Origin of the sequence: Sporosarcina sp. FA15 (assembly GCF_051550195.1) — a bacterium.
Lineage (GTDB): Bacteria > Bacillota > Bacilli > Bacillales_A > Planococcaceae > Sporosarcina > Sporosarcina psychrophila.
The window spans coordinates 244,986-265,735 of record NZ_CP188818.1 but is presented as its reverse complement, the minus strand read 5'-3'; the positions used below and the strand labels follow the sequence as shown (position 1 = coordinate 265,735).

General features: G+C 40.4%; 17 protein-coding genes. 4 read left to right on the top strand and 13 right to left on the bottom strand.

The annotated features are described in order from the left end of the window. Position 1: 1 nt before the first annotated feature. The 6 genes from ACP8HG_RS01355 to gdhA form a co-directional block, all read right to left on the bottom strand. Entirely contained in the window at positions 2–676 is a 675-nt protein-coding gene (locus ACP8HG_RS01355; RefSeq protein WP_340741712.1) for an ABC transporter ATP-binding protein, read from the bottom strand. Continuing rightward, positions 669–1,802, bottom strand: a complete 1,134-nt coding sequence (locus ACP8HG_RS01350; RefSeq protein ID WP_438298079.1) for an ABC transporter permease — start codon at positions 1,800–1,802, stop codon at positions 669–671. Before ACP8HG_RS01350 ends, ACP8HG_RS01355 begins: the two co-directional genes overlap by 8 nt. Continuing rightward, positions 1,799–3,013 carry an ABC transporter permease gene (locus tag ACP8HG_RS01345; protein WP_438298078.1) on the bottom strand — a complete coding sequence of 405 codons (1,215 nt, stop codon included), beginning with the start codon at positions 3,011–3,013 and terminating at the stop codon, positions 1,799–1,801. The genes ACP8HG_RS01350 and ACP8HG_RS01345 overlap by 4 nt, the downstream gene beginning before the upstream one ends. Positions 3,014–3,039: 26 nt before the next feature. Continuing rightward, positions 3,040–4,611, bottom strand: coding sequence for a hypothetical protein (locus ACP8HG_RS01340; RefSeq protein ID WP_399631402.1), 1,572 nt, complete (start codon positions 4,609–4,611; stop codon positions 3,040–3,042). 1,257 nt (positions 4,612–5,868) lie between these two features. Continuing rightward, a complete protein-coding gene (locus tag ACP8HG_RS01335) occupies positions 5,869–7,080 on the bottom strand; it encodes an argininosuccinate synthase (RefSeq protein WP_156476149.1) in 1,212 nt (403 codons plus the stop codon). 168 nt (positions 7,081–7,248) lie between these two features. Beyond that, on the bottom strand, positions 7,249–8,631 hold the full coding sequence (gene gdhA, locus ACP8HG_RS01330; protein ID WP_067207053.1) for an NADP-specific glutamate dehydrogenase: 1,383 nt from the start codon (positions 8,629–8,631) through the stop codon (positions 7,249–7,251). Between the two features lie 324 nt (positions 8,632–8,955). On the opposite strand from gdhA, the gene ACP8HG_RS01325 reads away from it, so the two are divergent. Then, on the top strand, positions 8,956–9,096 hold the full coding sequence (locus ACP8HG_RS01325) for a hypothetical protein (protein WP_187047139.1): 141 nt from the start codon (positions 8,956–8,958) through the stop codon (positions 9,094–9,096). 50 nt (positions 9,097–9,146) lie between these two features. Here the strand turns inward: ACP8HG_RS01325 and ACP8HG_RS01320 are convergent, their stop codons facing one another. After that, positions 9,147–10,433, bottom strand: coding sequence for a LysM peptidoglycan-binding domain-containing protein (locus ACP8HG_RS01320; protein WP_067213876.1), 1,287 nt, complete (start codon positions 10,431–10,433; stop codon positions 9,147–9,149). A 171-nt stretch (positions 10,434–10,604) separates the two neighbouring features. On the opposite strand from ACP8HG_RS01320, the gene ACP8HG_RS01315 reads away from it, so the two are divergent. Then, positions 10,605–11,255 carry a spore coat protein gene (locus ACP8HG_RS01315; protein WP_370569977.1) on the top strand — a complete coding sequence of 217 codons (651 nt, stop codon included), beginning with the start codon at positions 10,605–10,607 and terminating at the stop codon, positions 11,253–11,255. Between the two features lie 81 nt (positions 11,256–11,336). Here the strand turns inward: ACP8HG_RS01315 and ACP8HG_RS01310 are convergent, their stop codons facing one another. Together ACP8HG_RS01310 and ACP8HG_RS01305 are read right to left on the bottom strand one after the other, a co-directional pair. Further along, complete coding sequence (locus ACP8HG_RS01310) at positions 11,337–12,122, bottom strand: MBL fold metallo-hydrolase (protein WP_438298077.1); 786 nt, start codon at positions 12,120–12,122, stop codon at positions 11,337–11,339. Between the two features lie 15 nt (positions 12,123–12,137). Beyond that, a complete protein-coding gene (locus tag ACP8HG_RS01305; RefSeq protein ID WP_067207048.1) occupies positions 12,138–13,046 on the bottom strand; it encodes an RluA family pseudouridine synthase in 909 nt (302 codons plus the stop codon). Positions 13,047–13,161: 115 nt separating this feature from the next. On the opposite strand from ACP8HG_RS01305, the gene ACP8HG_RS01300 reads away from it, so the two are divergent. Together ACP8HG_RS01300 and ACP8HG_RS01295 are read left to right on the top strand one after the other, a co-directional pair. After that, complete coding sequence (locus ACP8HG_RS01300) at positions 13,162–13,821, top strand: HAD family hydrolase (RefSeq protein WP_338653120.1); 660 nt, start codon at positions 13,162–13,164, stop codon at positions 13,819–13,821. 1,115 nt (positions 13,822–14,936) lie between these two features. Next, positions 14,937–16,130: an NAD(P)-dependent malic enzyme gene (locus ACP8HG_RS01295; protein ID WP_067207040.1), complete on the top strand. Its 1,194-nt coding sequence runs from the start codon at positions 14,937–14,939 to the stop codon at positions 16,128–16,130. A gap of 61 nt (positions 16,131–16,191) precedes the next feature. Here ACP8HG_RS01295 and ACP8HG_RS01290 read toward each other — a convergent pair whose 3' ends face one another. From ACP8HG_RS01290 to ACP8HG_RS01275, 4 genes are all read right to left on the bottom strand, one after another. Next, positions 16,192–16,902: a DUF421 domain-containing protein gene (locus ACP8HG_RS01290; protein WP_338653124.1), complete on the bottom strand. Its 711-nt coding sequence runs from the start codon at positions 16,900–16,902 to the stop codon at positions 16,192–16,194. 142 nt (positions 16,903–17,044) lie between these two features. Beyond that, a complete protein-coding gene (locus ACP8HG_RS01285) occupies positions 17,045–18,958 on the bottom strand; it encodes a PTS fructose transporter subunit IIABC (RefSeq protein ID WP_354313785.1) in 1,914 nt (637 codons plus the stop codon). Continuing rightward, positions 18,958–19,887, bottom strand: a complete 930-nt coding sequence (gene pfkB / locus ACP8HG_RS01280) for a 1-phosphofructokinase (RefSeq protein WP_438298076.1) — start codon at positions 19,885–19,887, stop codon at positions 18,958–18,960. Before pfkB ends, ACP8HG_RS01285 begins: the two co-directional genes overlap by 1 nt. Beyond that, positions 19,884–20,636 (bottom strand): DeoR/GlpR family DNA-binding transcription regulator, encoded by a 753-nt coding sequence (locus tag ACP8HG_RS01275; protein ID WP_067213873.1) that lies wholly within the window; start codon positions 20,634–20,636, stop codon positions 19,884–19,886. Before ACP8HG_RS01275 ends, pfkB begins: the two co-directional genes overlap by 4 nt. Positions 20,637–20,750 lie beyond the last annotated feature (114 nt).

Here is a 20,750-nt window from a genome sequence, read left to right as displayed (position 1 = left end):
CTCATTTCAACTGTTCTACGAAAATTTTATTCTCCATCAATAAATTCATATAAAACGGATCTTTTCCGATTGCATAAACTCGGTCGCAAACGGTAGTAATTTCGTCCATATCATGAGAAGTGTACATAATCATTTTCCCTTCATTTTTCGCCAACCTATGCAAATATGAACCTATCTCCTTTTTGGATTTCAGATCGATACCAACTGTAGGTTCATCTAACAACAAGAAAGTCGGATCATGGAGCAGGCTGATTGCTAGGTTCAATTTCCTTTTCATACCGCCCGATAACGATTGAACTCCCTCCTTCCAATGCGTCAATTGCATATCCAAACAAAGTTGCCGGCATTCCTCTTTTGTACGTTTTTTCCACGACAGCTGTTCAAAAAAAAGCATATTTTCCTCTACTGTGAGTTCCTCCCAAACCGATATATCTTGAGGGACATAACCGATTAAGCGCCTGATGCCCTTTACATCAGTCATATAAGAAAGTTCATCCAATTGAATATCGCCTTGAGTCGGCTGAATAACTGTCGCCAATAGTTGAAGCAAGGTTGATTTTCCTGCACCATTTTCCCCAACGAGACCAACAATTTCTCCAGGCTTCATTTGAAAAGACACATTTTCTAAAACGGTCTTTTCCTTGTACTTTTTCTGTAGTCCCGTCACGTCAAGCATTTGCCTTCCCTCCTCTATGAATCCAAACAGTGAGCAAAGCAATCATAACGAAAAGCCATGTCAGAGGTATCGTCCCATCCAGTAACGATTGGACCGGACTAAGTTCTTCAATCCACGGCCACTTCCCCTTTAGCCCATCCATCGGTATGATTGACCCACCGACTACAATCAGCAACAACGCAATCCCCAAGCCACTTATATAGTACATAAACAATTGCTTGTAGACGCTTGCGAGTAGAAACGCCAGCAAATTTATCGTCAGCCGGAAAGTAAATAGTGAAATCAGAACTCGAATTGTCCATGCTTCCTGGAATAATGATGAGAAGATGAACGCCGTGACAAGATCCATGAGGAAAATGATAACTGTAAAAAACAGCAATGATAAACATGCATACTTTTTAAAAGAGATTTCAGTGAATAACCAGCGCTGACGCATCGATGGTCGATTTTCTTTTAGCATCCAGTCGAATAGGAAGAATGTCGTGATGATTGCGAAGAATGCCCAAACACCCCATGCTTTCAGTAGCGGTAACGTTTGTTCTTCAGCGGTATTTTCCTTATCATAATAAGAAAAACTCGATCGGAGCAGTGCTTCACTTTTTTCCCTTTCGCGACTACTCTCAATAACTTCTTCGTAACTCCATTCATCTTCCATACCATAATCAGAGAATAATTGTTTGATAACGAAAGCTGCTTTTGAACGGGCTGCATCTTGTTGAGCATAGGACGTAATCGTTTCGACGACAGCTCGATAAGCAAAAGACCGATTGGAAGAGTATGCCTCGATAAGCTGATTTCGCCGGTTTGCCAGTATATAATCTTCATACCCCTTGCGAATAACGAACACACTATCCAACTCATGCTGTTCGAGTTTATGTAGTGCTTCATCTAGGGATATGAACTGGATATGGAGAAGCTCCGTACTCGCGATATCGTCAACTAGACGCGCTGCCATTTCAGTCTGTTCCTCAACGACAAGAGCTATCGGCACTCTAGTCTCCTCTTGCCAAGTCACAACACCTTGCATAATTAGCACTGTCATAACGATTGGCAGAAGCATCCAGCATAAAAGACTTTTCCAGTCCTTCTTCAAACGCATCAAGCGGATAAACACAACATTTTTCATCGAATCCACCTCTCTTTTCCGACTGTTGATAGCCAAAGAAGGAGTAGTCCGATAGTAGCAATGACAGTTAGTGTTATGAAGTTCGCATAGTTTCGCCCTTCCAATACAATATCAATCATCCAATTCAAGCTAACGTATGAAAAGATATACGGTAAAACACCTTGTATCACTTGCGGAAAGTAGAGCGTCGGTATAACTGCACCACTTGTGAAAATTAGTACGAACGTATAGAAACTTTGTAATAAAAGAATGACTTTTCGAGATGAAATCCAGACATCGATTAGCGCTATGCCAACTAAAAACAATAAAGCATTAAGAATAGTAAATAAACCAAACCGGAAATAATCAATAAAGAAAAGTTCAAATCCAACAAACTCACCGATAATGAAAAAGGCTACTGCCGCAACGACAAGGCTATATCCTAAAGAGACCAGAATTCTTGCGAGGATAGGTTGCCACGTAGTTACACCGAACAGTTTCATCCGAATTAGCATCGAGGAATGCTCTTCTTTCCCTAAAATAGTATAGATGGCGAAAAGCCAGACTGACATAGTTATAAACCAGCCGGACAATATGTAATAGTGCGTTGGTGATGACGTCGCCACATTTGTAATCATTTCTTCATCAAGTAGCTTATCTTTTCCAAGTGTGTACAAACTGAAATCCATAAACTGTTGAAACATCATTTCTTGTCGTTCTTCTTTGGGCATATCCGTTTTTTTTGCGTACTCATTGACGGTAAGAATAGTCGACTGAGCTACAGAGATGTAACGCATCATACTTTCCACTAACTCTTTCACAAGAAAACTATCTGTTGGACGCGATGGGTTTCCAACAATAGGAACCGTCACGGATTGACCTTCATACAAATCCTCCGTAAATCCGCTCGGAAATGTAAAATAGGAACTGATTTGGTTTTGCTCCATAAGTTTCACAGCATTTTCTTTCGTTATTGATATGATTTGGATGAACTGATTATCCGAGGCTGTTTCTTCCAGTAGCCCACTAAACAGTATCGTTTCCTGCGTTCTGTCTTCATCAACCAAAGCCACCCGGATTGGTGAATCTTCTTCAGGCAGCAGTAAACCAGCCACCAGGAGCAACAGTGAGCCTATCAAAATAATTGGAAATAGAAAAAGAAGAAGAAGTGTTGCCCACTTCTTCTTCAACTGTTTATTATATTGGCGCATGAAAAATAGTATTCTTCTCATGGATAGCATAATGGTCACTTCCATTCTTAAAACTCGCCTATTTCACCTTGTAAATCCTCCATAAATCCGAACATCCATTCTTGGACTTTCACCGTGATTTCTTCAGTGAATGCATCAAATTCATCCTTATTCATTTTACCAATATTCACTGTGCCCTCTGTTTCTACTGGCATATCTACTTTTTTCACAACTTTTCCTTGTTGCTTTAAAATGAGATTGAACATATCAGCGCCCATTGTTTCTTCACTGAAAGTAAATTCATGATTCGCTTTCATAGAATCGCTTTCGTGTGTAGCACTCCCTTTCCAGATAACGGCTGGATCGACATTTCCATCTGTAAAGCCAAACGAACGAGTAAATGTACGTTTCTTATCTTCCAGTTGTTCTTTTCCTTTATAGATGAACTTCATATCATCCATCGAAAATGTTATGGAATCAGTTGCCTTCTGATCTTTCCAACTTAAATCACCAATAATTTTCACAAAGTTTTCATCACCGAAGGAATCTTCTACCCCCATTGTGAAATCCCACTTTTGACTTGTTTTATCTAGCAATTGAGTTCCATTAATCATTAACGTATCGACATCCGTCTTATCTTCTCCAACACCCATTGCGAATTCACGTTTCACAATTTTGTTTGAATGGTGCCAGATTGTCGATTGCAGTCCGTTAGGAAGTTTAATAGCGTCCACACCTTCAATCGCTTCATCAAGCCCATTTTCAAAATCATCCATTATAGTTGCAAGTTCATTGTCGGAAGTATCCCCAGCAAATGAAGTAAGTGTCAATTGCTCTTTCAGTATAGCTTTAAGTTTTTCATCTGATTTCGCTTTTTTCAATAAATCTTTTAATAACGTTTTAACTTGTTGTTCTGTAAGATCCATCTTGGTTTTTTTAGTTTTTATTTTTTCATCAAACACTGTAAGTTCTTCTTTTGCGCTCGTAAATGCCTCTTCAGGAATCTCTTTAATGAGATACGTGATATATTCGTTTTCGACATATGTACGTGATTCTTCCGTCATCGAAAATCCACCTTCGAATAATTGGGATAGACCAAGATTTTCATTTCCTTCATAATCTGGATCCGTTTCTCTCATTAACTTCCCGAAATCCTTATCGTCGAAGCGAATTAGTTCATCCATGAATGGAAATGAAGCCACTAGTTTCTCAGTTGTCACAAAAACCGAACCGAAGTCCATGTTAACACTGCCTAGTTCTCCCCTAAGATCCACTTCGAGTTCTTTTTTGACCGGATCATAGACTTGTTTACTAGATATTTTAGCACTATTGACAATGCTTTGTACTTCCTGCATTTCATGGTCAACAGACGGATCATTCCATTCGCCGGAAAGATCAAAGTTCGTTTCAACTGGCTTTTCCTCTTGAACTTCCAACCATCTTAGTTCGTTCTTATAACGGTCTTCCAAAATAGTTCCCATTTGTTTAAACGTTTCTGCTTCTGCTAAAAAATATTGTACTTTAGGTGACTTATTCACCAAGAAAAATGCCGACACGCTACCGCCTACAATGACCAATCCAGTTAATAACATAATCATTAATAACTTGGGTGACTTTTTCTTCACAGCTTTCTCTTCCATACTATTCTCCTCCTAAATTCGAATCGTGAACTAGAAATGTTTTGCTAAAGTTGAAGTTTTTTCATATTCACATTTTTTCATACTATCACAGTCTATGTCTTTACTCAAAAATAAGTTGGAAGAATTCACCTTTTCAGAGCAATTGATGATATCCGACTAGTCCCCTCTCTACACCCAAAGAATCATACAGCTCAAAGAACCATCTACCTTTAAAAAGTAGATGGTTCTTTGAATGGATAGCACGTCTGTCATTAACCATTTGTTTGCATAAAATACTGGTGAGTAGGGCCTGGAAAAATCCATTTTCACTGGATCATTTCCGATCCGCTTTCGGCGAAATTATCACGACATATTTACCGTGAGGCGTATGCGCTTTACAAAGGTTTTTAGGAGGCCACTGAAAAAGTCCCAATACTTAGAACTAATTAGATTTCCCGCCAATACCGCTTGGACGCTTTGTGGATGCCTCCCGCGATAAGCCAGAAAGAAGACCGCTTTCAGTCTTATCGCTCCGGCTACCACGAAGTTGCGCCTTCGCTAGATGGTCTATGTGAGAAAGAGCATTTCATTATCTGTGATGAAATCTGCAACCTAGATTGCGTCTTTCTTGAATATAATTATATATGTTGAATCCGGTATATATACTGAGCGAAGGCGCCTTAACAGGGGTAGCCGAAGCCATAAGACTTGCGGCGAAGCTGCTCGGGAGGCATCCGCTAGCGCTGTAGCGGTTCAATGGGATTCATTTATATAGTATCAACTAGTAATCACCTTACAATCTCGACATATACATCTCAAAATCACATTTCTCTCGATAATGAACAACCTAGCGCAGGCGCGGCAAAGGGGTCGCCGAAGCTGTAAGACTGGATGCGAAGCGCTAATCCAGGCTTACAGCCAGAGGCATCCCCAAAGCGCCAAGCGTTCTACAATCCACACCCCGAATAACACCTCTCTTATTATTGAGTGCCACGGCAGATTCAATGGGATTCTTTAATTCAACATATATAGAAAGTTTCAGCACTCTGTGTATTAATGCATTTGAAGCGCGACGGATGAAGGACCACCATACGATCACCGAAAAAATATGTAGGGATGCGACAAAGTCACATCCCTACATATTCAGACATCTCGGTAATCATATAGAAGTCATTCTATCCAAAGTAACTCAAAGTCAACTATACACATAGCTTCCAGTAGGTGATCATGTTACTCACTGGTTACTTTGGTTAATCAACAGAAGTGAATGGATAGTGCTTAATTTTTCACTGTTTGCTTCTTGTTTACCATGCTGTGAACTTCTGTAGGTAATCCCCAAAGCTTGATGAACCCAACCGCTGCAGATTGATCAAAGGAGTCATCAGACGTATACGTTGCAAGATTCATGTCATAAAGTGAATTAGCTGACTTTCTGCCTTCTACAATCGCATGCCCCTTGAACAACTTCACACGCACTGTTCCATTAACGTATTGCTGTGTTTCTTTGATGAACGCTTCTAATGCATCTCTCAGTGGTGAGAACCACAAGCCATTATAAATTAATTCACTCAACTTTTGTGAAATAATTGGTTTGAAATGAGCCAACTCTTTAACAAGTGTCAGATCTTCTAATTCCTTATGTGATTTCAACAATATAATTGCTCCTGGACATTCATACACTTCACGTGATTTGATCCCAACAAGACGGTTTTCTACATGGTCAATTCTTCCTACTCCGTGCTTTCCACCAATATCATTTAGTTTTAGAATCAGTTCACTGAGTGGATATTGCTGACCGTCAATACTGACAGGCACACCTTTTACAAAATCAATTTCAATAACATCTGACGTATCTGGTGCATTTTCAATTGAAACTGTAAGACCGAATGCATCTTCAGGTGGTGCTGCCCAAGGATCTTCCAAAATTCCACACTCATTAGCACGTCCCCATAAGTTTTGATCGACAGAATATGGGCTTTCTAAATCGATTGGAATCGGGATATTCTTCTCTTTTGCGTAAGCAATTTCTTCTTCACGCGACCAACTCCACTCACGGACAGGGGCAATAACTTCCAATGATGGATCCAATGCTTTAATTGCCACTTCGAAACGTACTTGGTCATTCCCTTTTCCAGTACAGCCGTGTGCAACTGCAGTAGCATTTTCTTTATGAGCCACTTCAACAAGTTTTTTCGAAATAAGCGGACGTGATAGTGCCGATACAAGTGGATATTTGTTTTCATAATAAGTTTGAGCTTGGAGTGAGAGCAACGCATACTCCTGTGCGAATTCCTCTTTCGCATCAATGACATAACTATTTACAGCTCCAACCTGCAACGCTTTCGCCTGGATGAAGTCCAAGTCTTTTCCTTCTCCGACATCAAGACAAACTGCAACTACATCATATCCTTGTTCTGTTAGCCACTGTACTGCCACAGATGTATCTAGTCCACCTGAATATGCTAAAACTACTTTTTTCTTACTCATAATTAAAATCCCCTTCCATTCATTCATCTAGTTGTATGTTTATGCAACACTTTGTATTTTTATAATAACATATTTTCAATTTTACACAATAGTTTTGTTGAAATTTTTCCGAAATAAAAAAGAGTACACAATTTTCAGCTTGTGTACTCTTTTTATGGGACTGTCATAAGCTTAACTAAGACCATGGGCTACCATTGCATCTGCTACTTTTAAAAATCCTGCAATATTCGCTCCGACTACGAGGTTACCGGGATGTCCATATGCTTCTGCCGCATCCAAACAGCTCGTATAGATATTTTTCATGACCGTCTGAAGTCTTTCATCAACCTCTTCAACTGTCCAAGAAAGACGCATACTATTTTGGGACATTTCCATCGCTGATACCGCAACACCACCTGCATTCGCAGCTTTTGCTGGACCGAATAAAGTTTTATGCTCGTGGAAAACTGCCATCGCTTCCAACGTACAAGGCATATTCGCACCTTCTCCGACTGCAATTACACCATTCGCAATCAGTATACGGGCAGCTATCTCATCAATTTCATTTTGCGTCGCACAAGGAAGTGCAATGTCACATGGAATTGACCAGATTGCAGAACAGTCCTCAAAATACTTTGCTTCCGGATGTTCTTTGACGTATTCCGAAATTCGTTTGTTCTCAACCTCTTTCAAACGCTTGATTGTATCTAGGTCGATTCCATTTTCATCATAAATATAACCGTCTGAATCACTACAAGCCAGTACAGTAGCGCCTAACTGCATTGCTTTTTCAATTGCATAAGTGGAAACGTTACCCGACCCTGAAACAACAACTTTTTTACCTTCAAAACTTAAACCTGCTTCTTTTAACATCTCTTCAACAAAGTAGACTGTTCCATACCCTGTCGCCTCTTTGCGACCAAGGCTACCACCATGTTTTGGATCTTTCCCAGTAAACACGCCTGCTTCATAACCGCCTTTCAAGCGATTATACTGACCAAACATATAACCTATTTCTCTCTTACCTACTCCAATATCACCTGCTGGAACGTCGGTATCAGGACCGATATATCTGCTCAACTCCGTGATGAAGCTTTGAGTGAAACGCATAATTTCACGGTCTGATTTCCCCTTCGGATCAAAGTCAGAACCACCTTTACCCGCACCAATTGGCTGGCCTGTTAACGCATTTTTAAATATCTGTTCAAATGCGAGAAACTTCATAATGCTGCTGTTTACAGAAGGATGGAATCGGATACCGCCTTTATACGGTCCGAGATCACTATTGAACTGGACACGAAAACCACGATTTACATGTACTTTACCTTGATCATCTTCCCATGCAACCCGAAAAATGATGATGCGTTCCGGTTCCGTAATACGCTCTAAAATGCCATTTGTTATATAATCGGGATGCTTGGAAAAGACAGGTCGAAGCGAATCGAAAATTTCTCTAGTTGCTTGTAAGAACTCTTTTTCATCTGGATTTCTTTTCTTGATCAATTCATAGACTTCATGGACGTAATCATTCGCTCTTTTTTTATTATCATTGTAAGTTTCATTCAACTTCGTCAATTTTCACTCATCCCTTTCTTGCTTTAAGTTAAAGGTGGAAGCTATTAAATCCCTACTTCCACTACTAAATGATAGTTCAAACTCATGTTACCATTTTTAGTATTATCGCTGAAAAAATGAATATATACAACTTTTTTCTAGTGTCGAATAAGTAATTATACAACATTATGTCCTATTTATGTATGGAAAATAAAATTATTTACTTTTTTCCGAAGAGAGAGTATTATTTAGTTATTCAAATAACGATTGATGAAGCATATACTTATCAGTGTAGCTGTCAATAGCTATTAGAAAATTACAACTAGGAGAAAGAAGGTTAGGACAATGAAATTTAAAAAGATTCTCCGTACATTTATCGGTGCGAACGTAATGCTATTAATGACTTTCGTTTTCCTACCTGTTTTACTTTTCAATCCGGATGTAGAGTTTCTGACGAGTTTCATCAATTATATCAATAAAGAGTAATTAATCTTAAAAAATGAACCGCGAGTGCTTAAGCACAGCGGTTCTTTTTTTTAAGTAATTTTTCGTATGGCGAAATTGTCTTCCAACAGCAACCAGTTTTGTGGAAAAGCTAAACCAAGTTTCCAATACATAATCCCGCGTAAGTTGAACTGTTTGATCAAGTCAAATTTAGCTTGAATACTACGTGCATCTTCAAACCAAACTACATGACGTACTCCTGTATCATCCGTGTACTCGAAATTGGGTGCCTGCGCTACATAGTCGTATTCGATATCAACTTCTCGATCTGTCGCAATCAAAATTGCCTGTTGAGGGCTTATCGCTCTGGCAGCAGATCCACCTTGACTCGGATATGGTGTAGACCAATCATAACCGTATAGATTTTGGCCCAAGAATATTTTCTCGCTCGGAATTTGACTGACAGCATACTCGACTACATTCCGAACAGGACCTATTGGACTGACAGCTTGCGGGTCGCTGTATGTGTAGCCCCACTCATACGTCATAAGAGAAACAAAGTCCACAATCTCTCCATGCGCACGATAGTCATGTGCCCCGTAAATCCCAGTTCTGACATCACTTGTCATGGGTGCAAGTGCGGTCGAAATTGTGAAACCGGCTTGATGGAATCGATCTCTTGCATTTCGCAGAAAACTATTATAAAGTTCACGATCTTCTGGATGTAATAACTCAAAATCAAAATGTATGTCCTTATAACCAATTTCATTAGCCACTTGAATGAGATTGCCGAACAACCGATTTTGTGCTGCCTGATCCGTAAATAATACATGAGCAAGATCTGCATTAAATGCAAAGTTCTCCAAATTACTTACTACAAGTGCATTCGCCGCCCCTGCAGCACTCGCTATATTCGGTATATCATCAATCGAAGGTGCTTTCAATGACCCATCCCGCTGCGCTTCGTAACTGAACATGGCTAAGTACGTTAGTGCATCGACTCTTTGTCTAACTTCATCAATCATTACTTCGGTTACTGGAGTCCTTGGCTCCACATAGAGTAATGACTCAGCCGTTTTTTTCGGTCGCGCTGGAATGTAAAGACGTTGTCCCACACGTAAGTTCTGGGATGGAGATAGTCGATTAATTGTTGCGAGCTCATTGACTGTCAAACCGTACATTTGTGCGATGACATAAAGCGACTGACCTGGCTGAACCCAGTGATAGCTGCCTGTAATTGGTATGACTAACGCTTGGCCTACAACGATACGTGATGGATCTGGTAGTTCATTTGCTTGTGCAATTTCTTGATAATTGATGCCATAAGCTTGGGCAATTCCATATAAACTTTGACCATTTTGAACCACATGAATCTGCATACCTATCATCTGCCTTTCATAAATAAAAATGTCCTCTACTCTAGACTATTTTAGTTAGAAGGAGATTATGCTTATATTGTTTTCATTTCACAATTTCCACGCATAGTTTTCACACGATCATCCATACTATGGTTGATGAAAATCAACAACCATAAAGGAGGAATTTATACAGTGACGCAAAATCCATTCGGTCAATCGAACGATCAAACTCACGAAAACATGCATACGGGAAGCGTTCCGCAACAGCTGAATCATGGTGGTCATGAATTATTTGACGTCCACGAGGCATTATCTGGGACTGTCGCATGTCTGAACCAAGCAATGCTATTACGAACACATGTGAAAGATCCCGAGTTACTTGACATTTTGGATCGCCAATACCGCTTTGCTTTAGATGAATATAACATTACAGTTGAATGTTTCAAAACTGGACAAAATCCATCGCATCCTACAGGAAGGTATGAGATGAAACAAGGTAATGACTTCGTATATGGTATGAAACCGTCTCAACCGAAAAAACCGATGCAGTCCGTGGCAGACATATCGGATGAAATCATTTCAGGCTTTTTACTAGGCTCCGCAAAGGCTGGAGCATCGATGAAAACGATGGCTGCAACCGAAACATGTAACCCCGTTGTTCGTCGCGTACTTGCTGACTCTGTACCTAACTGTATAGAAATGGCTTATGAACTGGCGATTTACCAAAACAAACATCATTATTACCAAGTGCCACAGCTTGCCGCACAAGATATGCAACAATTATTGAATTCGTTCGCCTCTTCACAAGGTCAACCCGGAATGCCAAATAACACGCTTCAATAATCAAAAAAATCAGGTGCACACTAGAATTCTAGTATGCACCTGATTTTCTTATTAACACCCACTAATTGCAATGCCTGCAAGTCATTTTAAAATCGAGTTGACGATATGTTTTGGTGAATTTTCAAAGAAGGATAAGTAATGCATCGGATGACTTTTGGGAAATAGTTTTTTTCTTATTGCATGCGAAGTCATTCCTTGATTATTGAGCGATTGAACTTCTTGTTGTACGCCCTCCAAATAATCCAACTTTTTCTCAATCGCCTGTCTACCTCTAACTTTTACCCCTGCATGGGAGCAAATATACGTTTCAAAATCATACGTCAATATTTTCTTTAATGATGTAATAATTTCCGGAACAGATTCAAAGGCAAACAAACTTTTCGGAGTCGGTTGTATATACAGATCACCGCCAAACATCCAACCTTTTTCCTGATTAAACAACGCAACATGATCATGTGCGTGACCAGGTGTATGAATGACATCCCAATTGTAGTTATCTGTTGTAATCGTGTCATTCAATTCAATCGGTTGGAACGGTTCTCTATCTCCCCAAAAAACTTTACGATAAAAAGGCAACTTTGTACAATTTTCACAGTCTTTAATTCCCGATTCATGAATGTAAATCGGGAATTCCGTATTTTCTTGAAGCCAATATGCCAATCCCGTATGATCTTCGTGGTGGTGCGTTAAGATCACTTTAGTTATATCCCACTGCTCAAACAAAGGTATGAGTTTTGCTTTCATTTTAGCTGGTCCAGTATCAATTAATAACCCGTCTATCATAAAGACGGAAACAGTCAATTTTTGCTTACCAAATGAAAGAACCATCTCAGCTTGTTGTAAATCATCATAAGATATAATTTTCATGAACACACCAACCGATCATTTTGACTTCGAAATTAGTGAAGATGGCACATCCGCTTTGAAACGGACGAGTTCTCCAGTACGCGGATGTAAAAGTGCCAATGCCGTAGCATGAAGGCCGATCCGTTTAATCGGGTTAACGCTAGATCCGTACTTTTTATCACCAACAATTGGGTGACCAATGTCTTCCATATGAACGCGAATCTGATTTTTACGACCTGTTTCCAGTTGAACTTCAAGTAACGAGTAGTTACTATTCGACTGGAGCTTTTTGTAATGTGTTACAGCATGTTGCCCACCATTATCAGTTGGATTTGAGTATACTTTGAATGTTTTACTTTCCTTAAGCCATGATGAAATCGTACCTTCTTTTTTTCTAACAGCACCCTCAACAAGTGCCGTATACGTACGTTCTTTCACGACTTCATTCCACGCAGCTTGCAATCCATTTTTCACTTCTTCATTTTTCGCGAACAACATCACACCCGATGTATCTCTATCAAGGCGGTGAACGACATAAACTCGGTTTCTTGGATTGGTTTCTTTTACATAGTCCATTAGCTGTCTGTAAGCGGTCATGTCTTCCGGATTTTTAGAAGCGACTGATAGCAGACCTGCTTCTTTATTAATAACAATGATATCGTCATCTTCATGCAAGATAGTGACACCGACCAACGTCTCTTCTTTCATCGCCGCTCGATTTTTAAGGATTTCAACATGTTGTCCAGCCTGAAGTGGATGATTATGTTGCGTTACCATCTTGCCATTCACCGTGACCTGTCCACGTGTCAGTATAGATTTCACCGAGTTGCGGCTACTTTTAGACATCATTTCCAATAGAAAGGGTAATAACTCCATGGGTTCTTTCACTGTATAAACGGATGTATCTTCTTTTCTGCTTGCTGAATTCTTATGATTTTTTTTCATAATTAATAAACTCCTCGCTCTCACTTCTTATTATCCTCAAATTGCCTCTACATTACAAACGCTGTATGATAAAATCAAGGAATTAATTACAAATAGCAGGAAAAAGGGGATTTTTATGCGAGTTGCGATATTCGATTTTGATGGAACACTGTATTCAGATGAAACTTTTCAACTACTAATGAACCATTTAAGATACCACCCCGTCCATCATCCAAACTACAAACGATTTTATCGGGCCATCCTTCCACCTTATATCGGACACAAGTTAAAACTGGTTCCAGAAGCCAAGATGAAAGAACGTTCTATGCAAATCTACTTGAATGCGCTTGGGCAAATGTCCATTACAGAATTAGATGCCTATTTCGGGGAATTGACCGATCGGGTACGAGAAGGTTTTAATCCTGAAGTCATCACACGTTTAAAAGAGCATGCTGCTGAAAACATACATATAATGCTTGTTTCTGGTGCCTACACGTCCCTTTTGCAATCCGTCACAAAGGAGTTGCAGTTCGACACCATCATCGGTACCGAAATTCCTATGAAGGAGGGCAAAACCGATAAGCGGACGCCAATCTATCATATACAAGGTCCTCGAAAAAACGAGAAGATTCAAGAAGTACTACAAGGAAAAGAAATCGACTGGCAAAATAGTTTCGCCTACGGAGATAGTTTTTCCGATTTGTCTGTTCTAGAACTTGTCGGGAACCCAGTCGCCGTTCGACCTGAACCCCGCTTAAAAGCTATAGCTAAAGAACGTGAATGGGAAATAATTTGAGTAAGGAAAAGCGCAAGACGCCGTTTTAGCCCCGACAATTCTGAAGCGACTCGAGGGGCTGGCGTCTGAAGTCTAGACACCAATCCATGTAGATAAACTTATACTTTCTTACCTTGTATCAAAAGCGCGAAACACCTATTTTCTAAATAGGTTAAACAGATGACTGCTTACTTTTTTGATAAAACACTAGTTACTCTATGTACAGGTGCTTCGGATTGCATTGAACTGAACGACTACTATACAATCATCAGAATTTCTTGCTGCGTAGGATGCGACTTTGTCGCGTCCTACGCAGCTTTTTCGTTAATCAACAGACGTGATAATATGTATACTTTTCCTCCCTCTTCGCTCCATTTCTCACTTGATTGAAGTCTATATATGTTGAACAAATGAATACGGCGTATGCGCTTTACAAGGGCTTTTGGGAGGCCACTGAAAAAGCCCTTGTAATTGGAATGAATTAGAATTCCCCCTAATACCGCTTCGACGCTTTGTGGATGCCTCCCGCGATAAGCCAGAAAGAAGACCACTTTCAGTCTTATCGCTCCGGCTACCACGAAGACGCGCCTTCGCTAGATGGTCTATGTAAGAAAGCGCATTTCATTTTCAGGGATGAAATCTGCAACCTGGAGTGCATCTTTCTTGACTATAAGTAGTATCAACTAGTAATCACATTATAATCTCAGCATATACATCTCAAAATCACATTTCTCTCGGTAATGAACAACCTAGTGCAGGCGCGGCAAAGGGGTCGCCGAAGCCGTAAGACTGGATGCGAAGCGCTAATCCCGGCTTACGGCGGAAGGTATCCCTAAAGCACCAAGCGTTCTACAATCCACACCCCGAATTACAACTCTCTCATTATTGAGCACCACAGTAGATTCAATGGGAATCTTTAATTCAATATATATAGTGAATTTGTTATTTTGAGCGTATTACTGATTTTCATCAAAATAAAATATATTAATCTTAAACGTTGCAACAAAGCTAATGTAAGCGCTACATCTCCTTAGTTATCTAACTGTGTTGAATTTTCTGACTTGTGTTTTTTTCGAGTTCATGGTAAAAATTTATAACAACAGTTAAAAAATACGAAGTGGAATGGGGTATATTTAATGACGAGTCGTTATCAATCTTCTTTAGAAATGCATCGTATTCATACAGGAAAAATGGAAACTGTATCGAAGGTCCCGCTTGAAAACAGTGTAGATCTCAGCCTAGCTTATTCTCCAGGAGTAGCAGATCCGTGTTTAGAAATCGCAAAAAACCCCTATGCGGTATACGACTATACAATCAAAGGGAATCTAGTGGCAGTAATTACAGATGGAACTGCCGTGTTAGGCTTAGGTGATATAGGACCCGAAGCAGCACTTCCGGTAATGGAAGGGAAAGCGATGCTGTTAAAGAGATACGCTAACATTGACTCGTTTCCAATCTGCCTAGGTACTAAAGATGTTGATATCATCGTTCAAACAATTAAAGCCATCAGCCCGACATTTGGCGGGATCAATTTGGAAGATATATCCGCCCCGCGCTGCTTTGAAATTGAAAAAAGATTACGTGAAGAGTGTGATATCCCTGTATTCCATGATGATCAGCATGGTACTGCAATCGTCGTTGGCGCAGGTTTATTAAATGCTCTAAAGGTAGTTAATAAAAGTATGGAGACAGTTAAAATAGTGATCAATGGTGCCGGTGCTGCAGGTATTGCAATAGTGAAACATCTCAAGAATATTGGATTTGAGCAGATTGTCATCTGTGATTCAAAAGGCATTATTTACAAAGGTCGCCCCAATGGCATGAATGCCACTAAAGATGAAATTGCTGAGATTACAAATCCTAACGACTTAACAGGCTCGTTACAAATTGCTATGACGGATGCTGACATATTCATAGGTGTTTCTGCTGCTAATTTATTGACGAAGGAACTTATCGACTCCATGAGCATCGACCCGATTGTCTTTGCTTTGGCCAATCCAGACCCTGAAATCGCGCCTGCTTTGGCAAAAGCATATGGAGTTCGCATCATAGCGACCGGCAGATCCGATTATCCAAATCAAGTGAACAATGTGCTCGCGTTTCCTGGTATTTTCCGAGGGGCACTGGATGTCCGGGCAACAGAAATAAATGAAAGTATGAAGCTGGCTGCGACTTATGCTATTGCATCATTGATCAATGAATCCGAGTTACGCGATGATTATATTGTTCCTGATCCTTTTGATGAAAGAGTTGTAAAAGCCGTTACACAGGCAGTCAGTAAAGCAGCAATTGAGTCGGGAGTATCTGCTCTTATGTGTGCTGTCCACTAATTATAGAACACTCCATTGAAAAGCGTTGCGAAAAGTTCTATCCTTTTCGCAACGCTTTTCCTTATTTTCCATCTTCGGACTTCATATCTACGTGAAGACTTCCATCTGTTTGAACCTCGGCATAAAATACATGTTCTACATTGCCAATACCCTGTTTTTTCAATTGCTCGTACAACCATTCTTGCGTCAAATTTAGCTCCGTTAAATTCTTAGGTGTAATTTTCCCTTCCGCTATTACTTCAGTCGGTATATATTTAGGCACCTGTGCAGGAGCATTTACATCTTTTTTCGTTGCGGCCTCTTGCCCTGCTTTTTTTAAGACACTTAACTGTCCATTTGTTTCAAGTATCGCATAATGAACATCTTTAATTGAAAAAATACTTTGTTCACGCAGCATCATACTTAAGTCATTTAGATGGAGACGCAACTTCTTCAAGGAAGCTTCAACTATTTTCCCTTCATATACAACGATAGTAGGCTGATCATCAAGAATTATCCGTGCCTTTTTAGATTTAAATGCAATGTAGCTCATGAGCATCGTCAGGAATGTCCACCAAATCATTGCTATGAGTCCATCCAAAAGTGGAGTTTTGGATACTCCCGCGATTTCTCCCGCTATGGAGCCTATCGTAATACCGGTTACGTAATGGAAAAACGTCAGTTGAGAAATTTGTTTTTTCCCCATAAATCGTGCAAGTATAAGGAGGACAAAAAATGTAACCGTCACCCTCATAATCATTTCCCAAAAGTCCACTTCAAAAAAGTCATCCAAAGTTCACACCTCCGCTTTACAGAGAGTGTTCCACTGTTGCGCATTGCCTATACATGTAAATGACTAGGCGTTTACTTGTAAAAAAAAGAGAGCTCCGCCTATAGCCATCTGCGAATGACTTTTTGGACAGCTCTCTCTATTTTTATATCGCCTGTATTTTGTTCTTCTTCAATATTCCCGCAAGTAAACCTGTAACCATGGCCCCAGCGACTATCGCCAATGCATATAGCAATACTTTTCCAATACCACCATCGACAAGCCCCATAACGAATACGCCACCATGCGGTGCACGTAACCCAATATCAAATAGCATTGTAAGCCCACCAGTCAATGCAGCTCCAGCTACCGATGCTGGAATAACACGTGCCGGGTCTGCCGCCGCAAACGGAATGACACCCTCCGTTATAAAACAAGCCCCAAGGACATAAGCCGTTTTCCCCGCTTCACGCTCTTGTTTTGTAAATCGTTTTTTGAACAATGTCGTGGCAATTGCCATGCCTAGTGGCGGTACCATCCCCGCTGCCATAACCGTCGCAATGAATCCGAAGTTCTGTGCATCGAGCATCGCAATACCGAATGTGTATGCGGCTTTATTAATCGGCCCACCCATGTCAATTGCCATCATCGCACCTAATAATATACCGACTAGTACCTGGTTTGTTCCACCAAGCCCTTCTAAAAATACTGACATACCCGTATATAATTTAGTCAAAGGAGGATTGATCATCATCATAATGAGTCCAGTAATCGCAATACCGAACACTGGATAGAACAACACCGGTTTTAATCCTTCAAGTGCATCGGGTAATGCCGCAAATGCTTTTTTAACAAGAACTGTTACATACCCTGCTAGGAAACCGGCAATGATTCCGCCTAGAAATCCAGAGCCCCCGCTGACACCGTCAACACCTGTAACCGTAATCGCGATTAATCCACCGACCATACCTGGAGCAAATCCGGGGCGGTCCGCGATACTCGACGCGATGAATCCTGCTAATACAGGAACCATCAAGAAGAATGCATTTCCACCGCCTATTGTATTTAGCATTGCTGCGAATGCATTGTAATCTGCACTATTCGGATCACTTGAATTTATACCCCAGAAGAACGATAATGCAATTAAAATTCCGCCACCAACAACAAACGGTAGCATATTGGACACACCATTCATTAAATGTTTATAAAAACCGTTTTTGGTTTCGGAAGTGTCACTATCCTCTTTAGACTTATCATGTTTGTAGATTGGTGCGTCTTTAATGATTGCACGATTCAACAATTCTTCCGTTTCATAGATTGCCTTGCCGACTTTCGTCTGTATGACCGGCTTACCGCTAAACCGAGCCATTTCAACTTTGGTATCTGCGGCAACAATAATGGCATCCGCTTCCGCAATATCCGCGTCTGTCAAACGGTTTTTCACGCCAGACGAACCGTTCGTTTCCACTTTCAATGAAATGCCCATTTCTTTCGCTTTGTCAGTTAGTTTTTGTGCCGCCATGTAGGTATGCGCTATTCCCGTTGGACACGCAGTAACAGCAAGTATTTTCGATGTAGGTGAAAGTGATGATTTTGATTCATCTATCTCTTCAGGTCCTTCCAACTCGATTTCCTTGTCATTGACCGCTTGTAGAATTTCATTTTTTGACGTAGCATTTAGAATTTTTTCTCTAAAGTTTGAATCCATCAAAAATGTAGCTAGTCTTGATAGCGCTTCCAAATGGTCGTTATTTGCTCCTTCGCTCGCAGCAATCATGAAAAACAGATGAGCCGGCTGGCCGTCCAGCGATGCGTAGTCGATACCTGGTAAAGAACGTCCAAATGCGATTCCCGGCACCTTAACAGCTGCTGATTTCGCATGTGGAATCGCAATTCCATCGCCGATTCCCGTCGTCCCTTGCTCTTCTCGGGCCAAAATATCTTGTGTAAATGCCCCTGTATTATTCAAATTTCCTGCACGATCGAACTGATTTATCAGTTCTGTCAATACATCCTGTTTAGATGTAGCTTTCACATCCAAAATAATTGTAGCTTCAGTTAATAATTGTGTGATTTTCATCATTTCACATCCCCCTTATCTAATGAACTAATCAATACTTGGTCCAGCAATGCTAGTACATCTTTTTTCTCACAAAGATCCACTCTAAAAGCTGTTGCACTTCCGCTTGCAACACCCGATCGGAATGCCTTAACTGAATCCCCCTCTTTCGTGAAGGATGCAAGAAACCCGGATACAAGTGAATCACCAGCCCCCACCGTATTCACAACTTTCCCTTTTGGCGCTTCCGCAAAAACAGCAACCTCTTTCGTAACGAGCAGTGCCCCTTCCCCCCCCATGGAAACGATGACATGTTCGACGCCTTTTTCAATAAGTTTCTTAGCGTAATGGTGTGCTTGCTGTTTGTTTTCTATTACCGTATCGAACAATTCACCAAGCTCCTGTTCGTTTGGTTTAATAAGAAATGGCTTCATGTCAATCAATCCTTTTAATGCAGGACCCGATGTATCAAGAACGAAATGTACGCCATTGTCATTGCAGATAGTTGCGATATCCTCGAAAAAAGTTTTCGCTATTGATTCAGGAAGACGGCCTGCAAGAACGAACCAATCACCTTTTTCCATGTTCTGCACTTTCGCCATCAATTGCTGTTGCTGTTCTAGTGTTATATCAGGACCAGGACCATTTAACTCTGTTTCTTTATCGGCTTTGATTTTCACATTGATGCGCGTAATTTCTTCAGTTTGGATAAAGTCCGTATGAACCCCTTCTGACTGTAGAGATTGTTGAATATAGTCACCTGTGAACCCACCTACAAAACCTAAAGCGATGTTGCTAACTTCTAATCGGCTTAACACACGTGACACGTTTATTCCCTTTCCCCCGGGATAGTAATATACATCTTTAGAACGGTTCAGTTTACCGCTCCTGAATTCGGGTAAATAGGTAGTATAATCAAGCGAGGGTGTGATTGTGCACGTATAAATCATGATTTCCCCACCTTTACTGTTGTTTTTTGCTCCAATAAGTTGATAGCTTGTTTTTCGAAATCACTTACTATCAATACGGCTTTATCGAGTGGCATAATAGTAGCAAAACTTACTTTGTTATATTTTGAATGATCCGTCACGACATATGTTTTTCTCGAGAGTGTAGAAGCAAGCCTTTTAACAGCGGCTTCTTCTGGATCTGGCGTTGTATAGCCGATTTCCAAATGGAATCCGTTGACGCCAAGAAAGCATTTGTCAAACTGATAGTCGCCAAGCGTCTGGATTGTTTGAGGTCCCACAAGGGCACGCGTGCGGGATTTTATATAGCCACCCGTCAAATAAGTCGTTATTTCGTATTCCATCAATGAATCAACATGTGTCAATCCATTCGTCACAACGGTCACTTTTTTATTCTTTAAATAAGGAATCATCTGCAAAGTGGTAGTCCCTGCATCAAGAAAAATACAATCCCCATCTTGGACAAAAGAAGCGGCATAAGTAGCAAGCTGAATCTTCTCTTGAAGGTTTTTGGATGCTTTATCCGAAATACTAAGTTCTTTTGTGATTCGCTCGCTTATTGTAGCGCCTCCATGGATACGATCCAATTTATTTAAGTCTTCGAGATCGTTCAAATCCCTGCGAATTGTTGACTCTGACGCGGATGTCGCATCGACTAACTCTTGAATTTTAACTGTCTTTTTCTCAGTCAATAAATTTAAAATCAATTCATATCGTTCATTTGTCAACATATGAACACCACCTCTAATTAGCTGTAAACTCATATTACTTGAAATCCCTTTCATAATCAATCATAATCTCCCATAGTCAGTCACCAACTTTTATAATACAGTCATTGATACTAA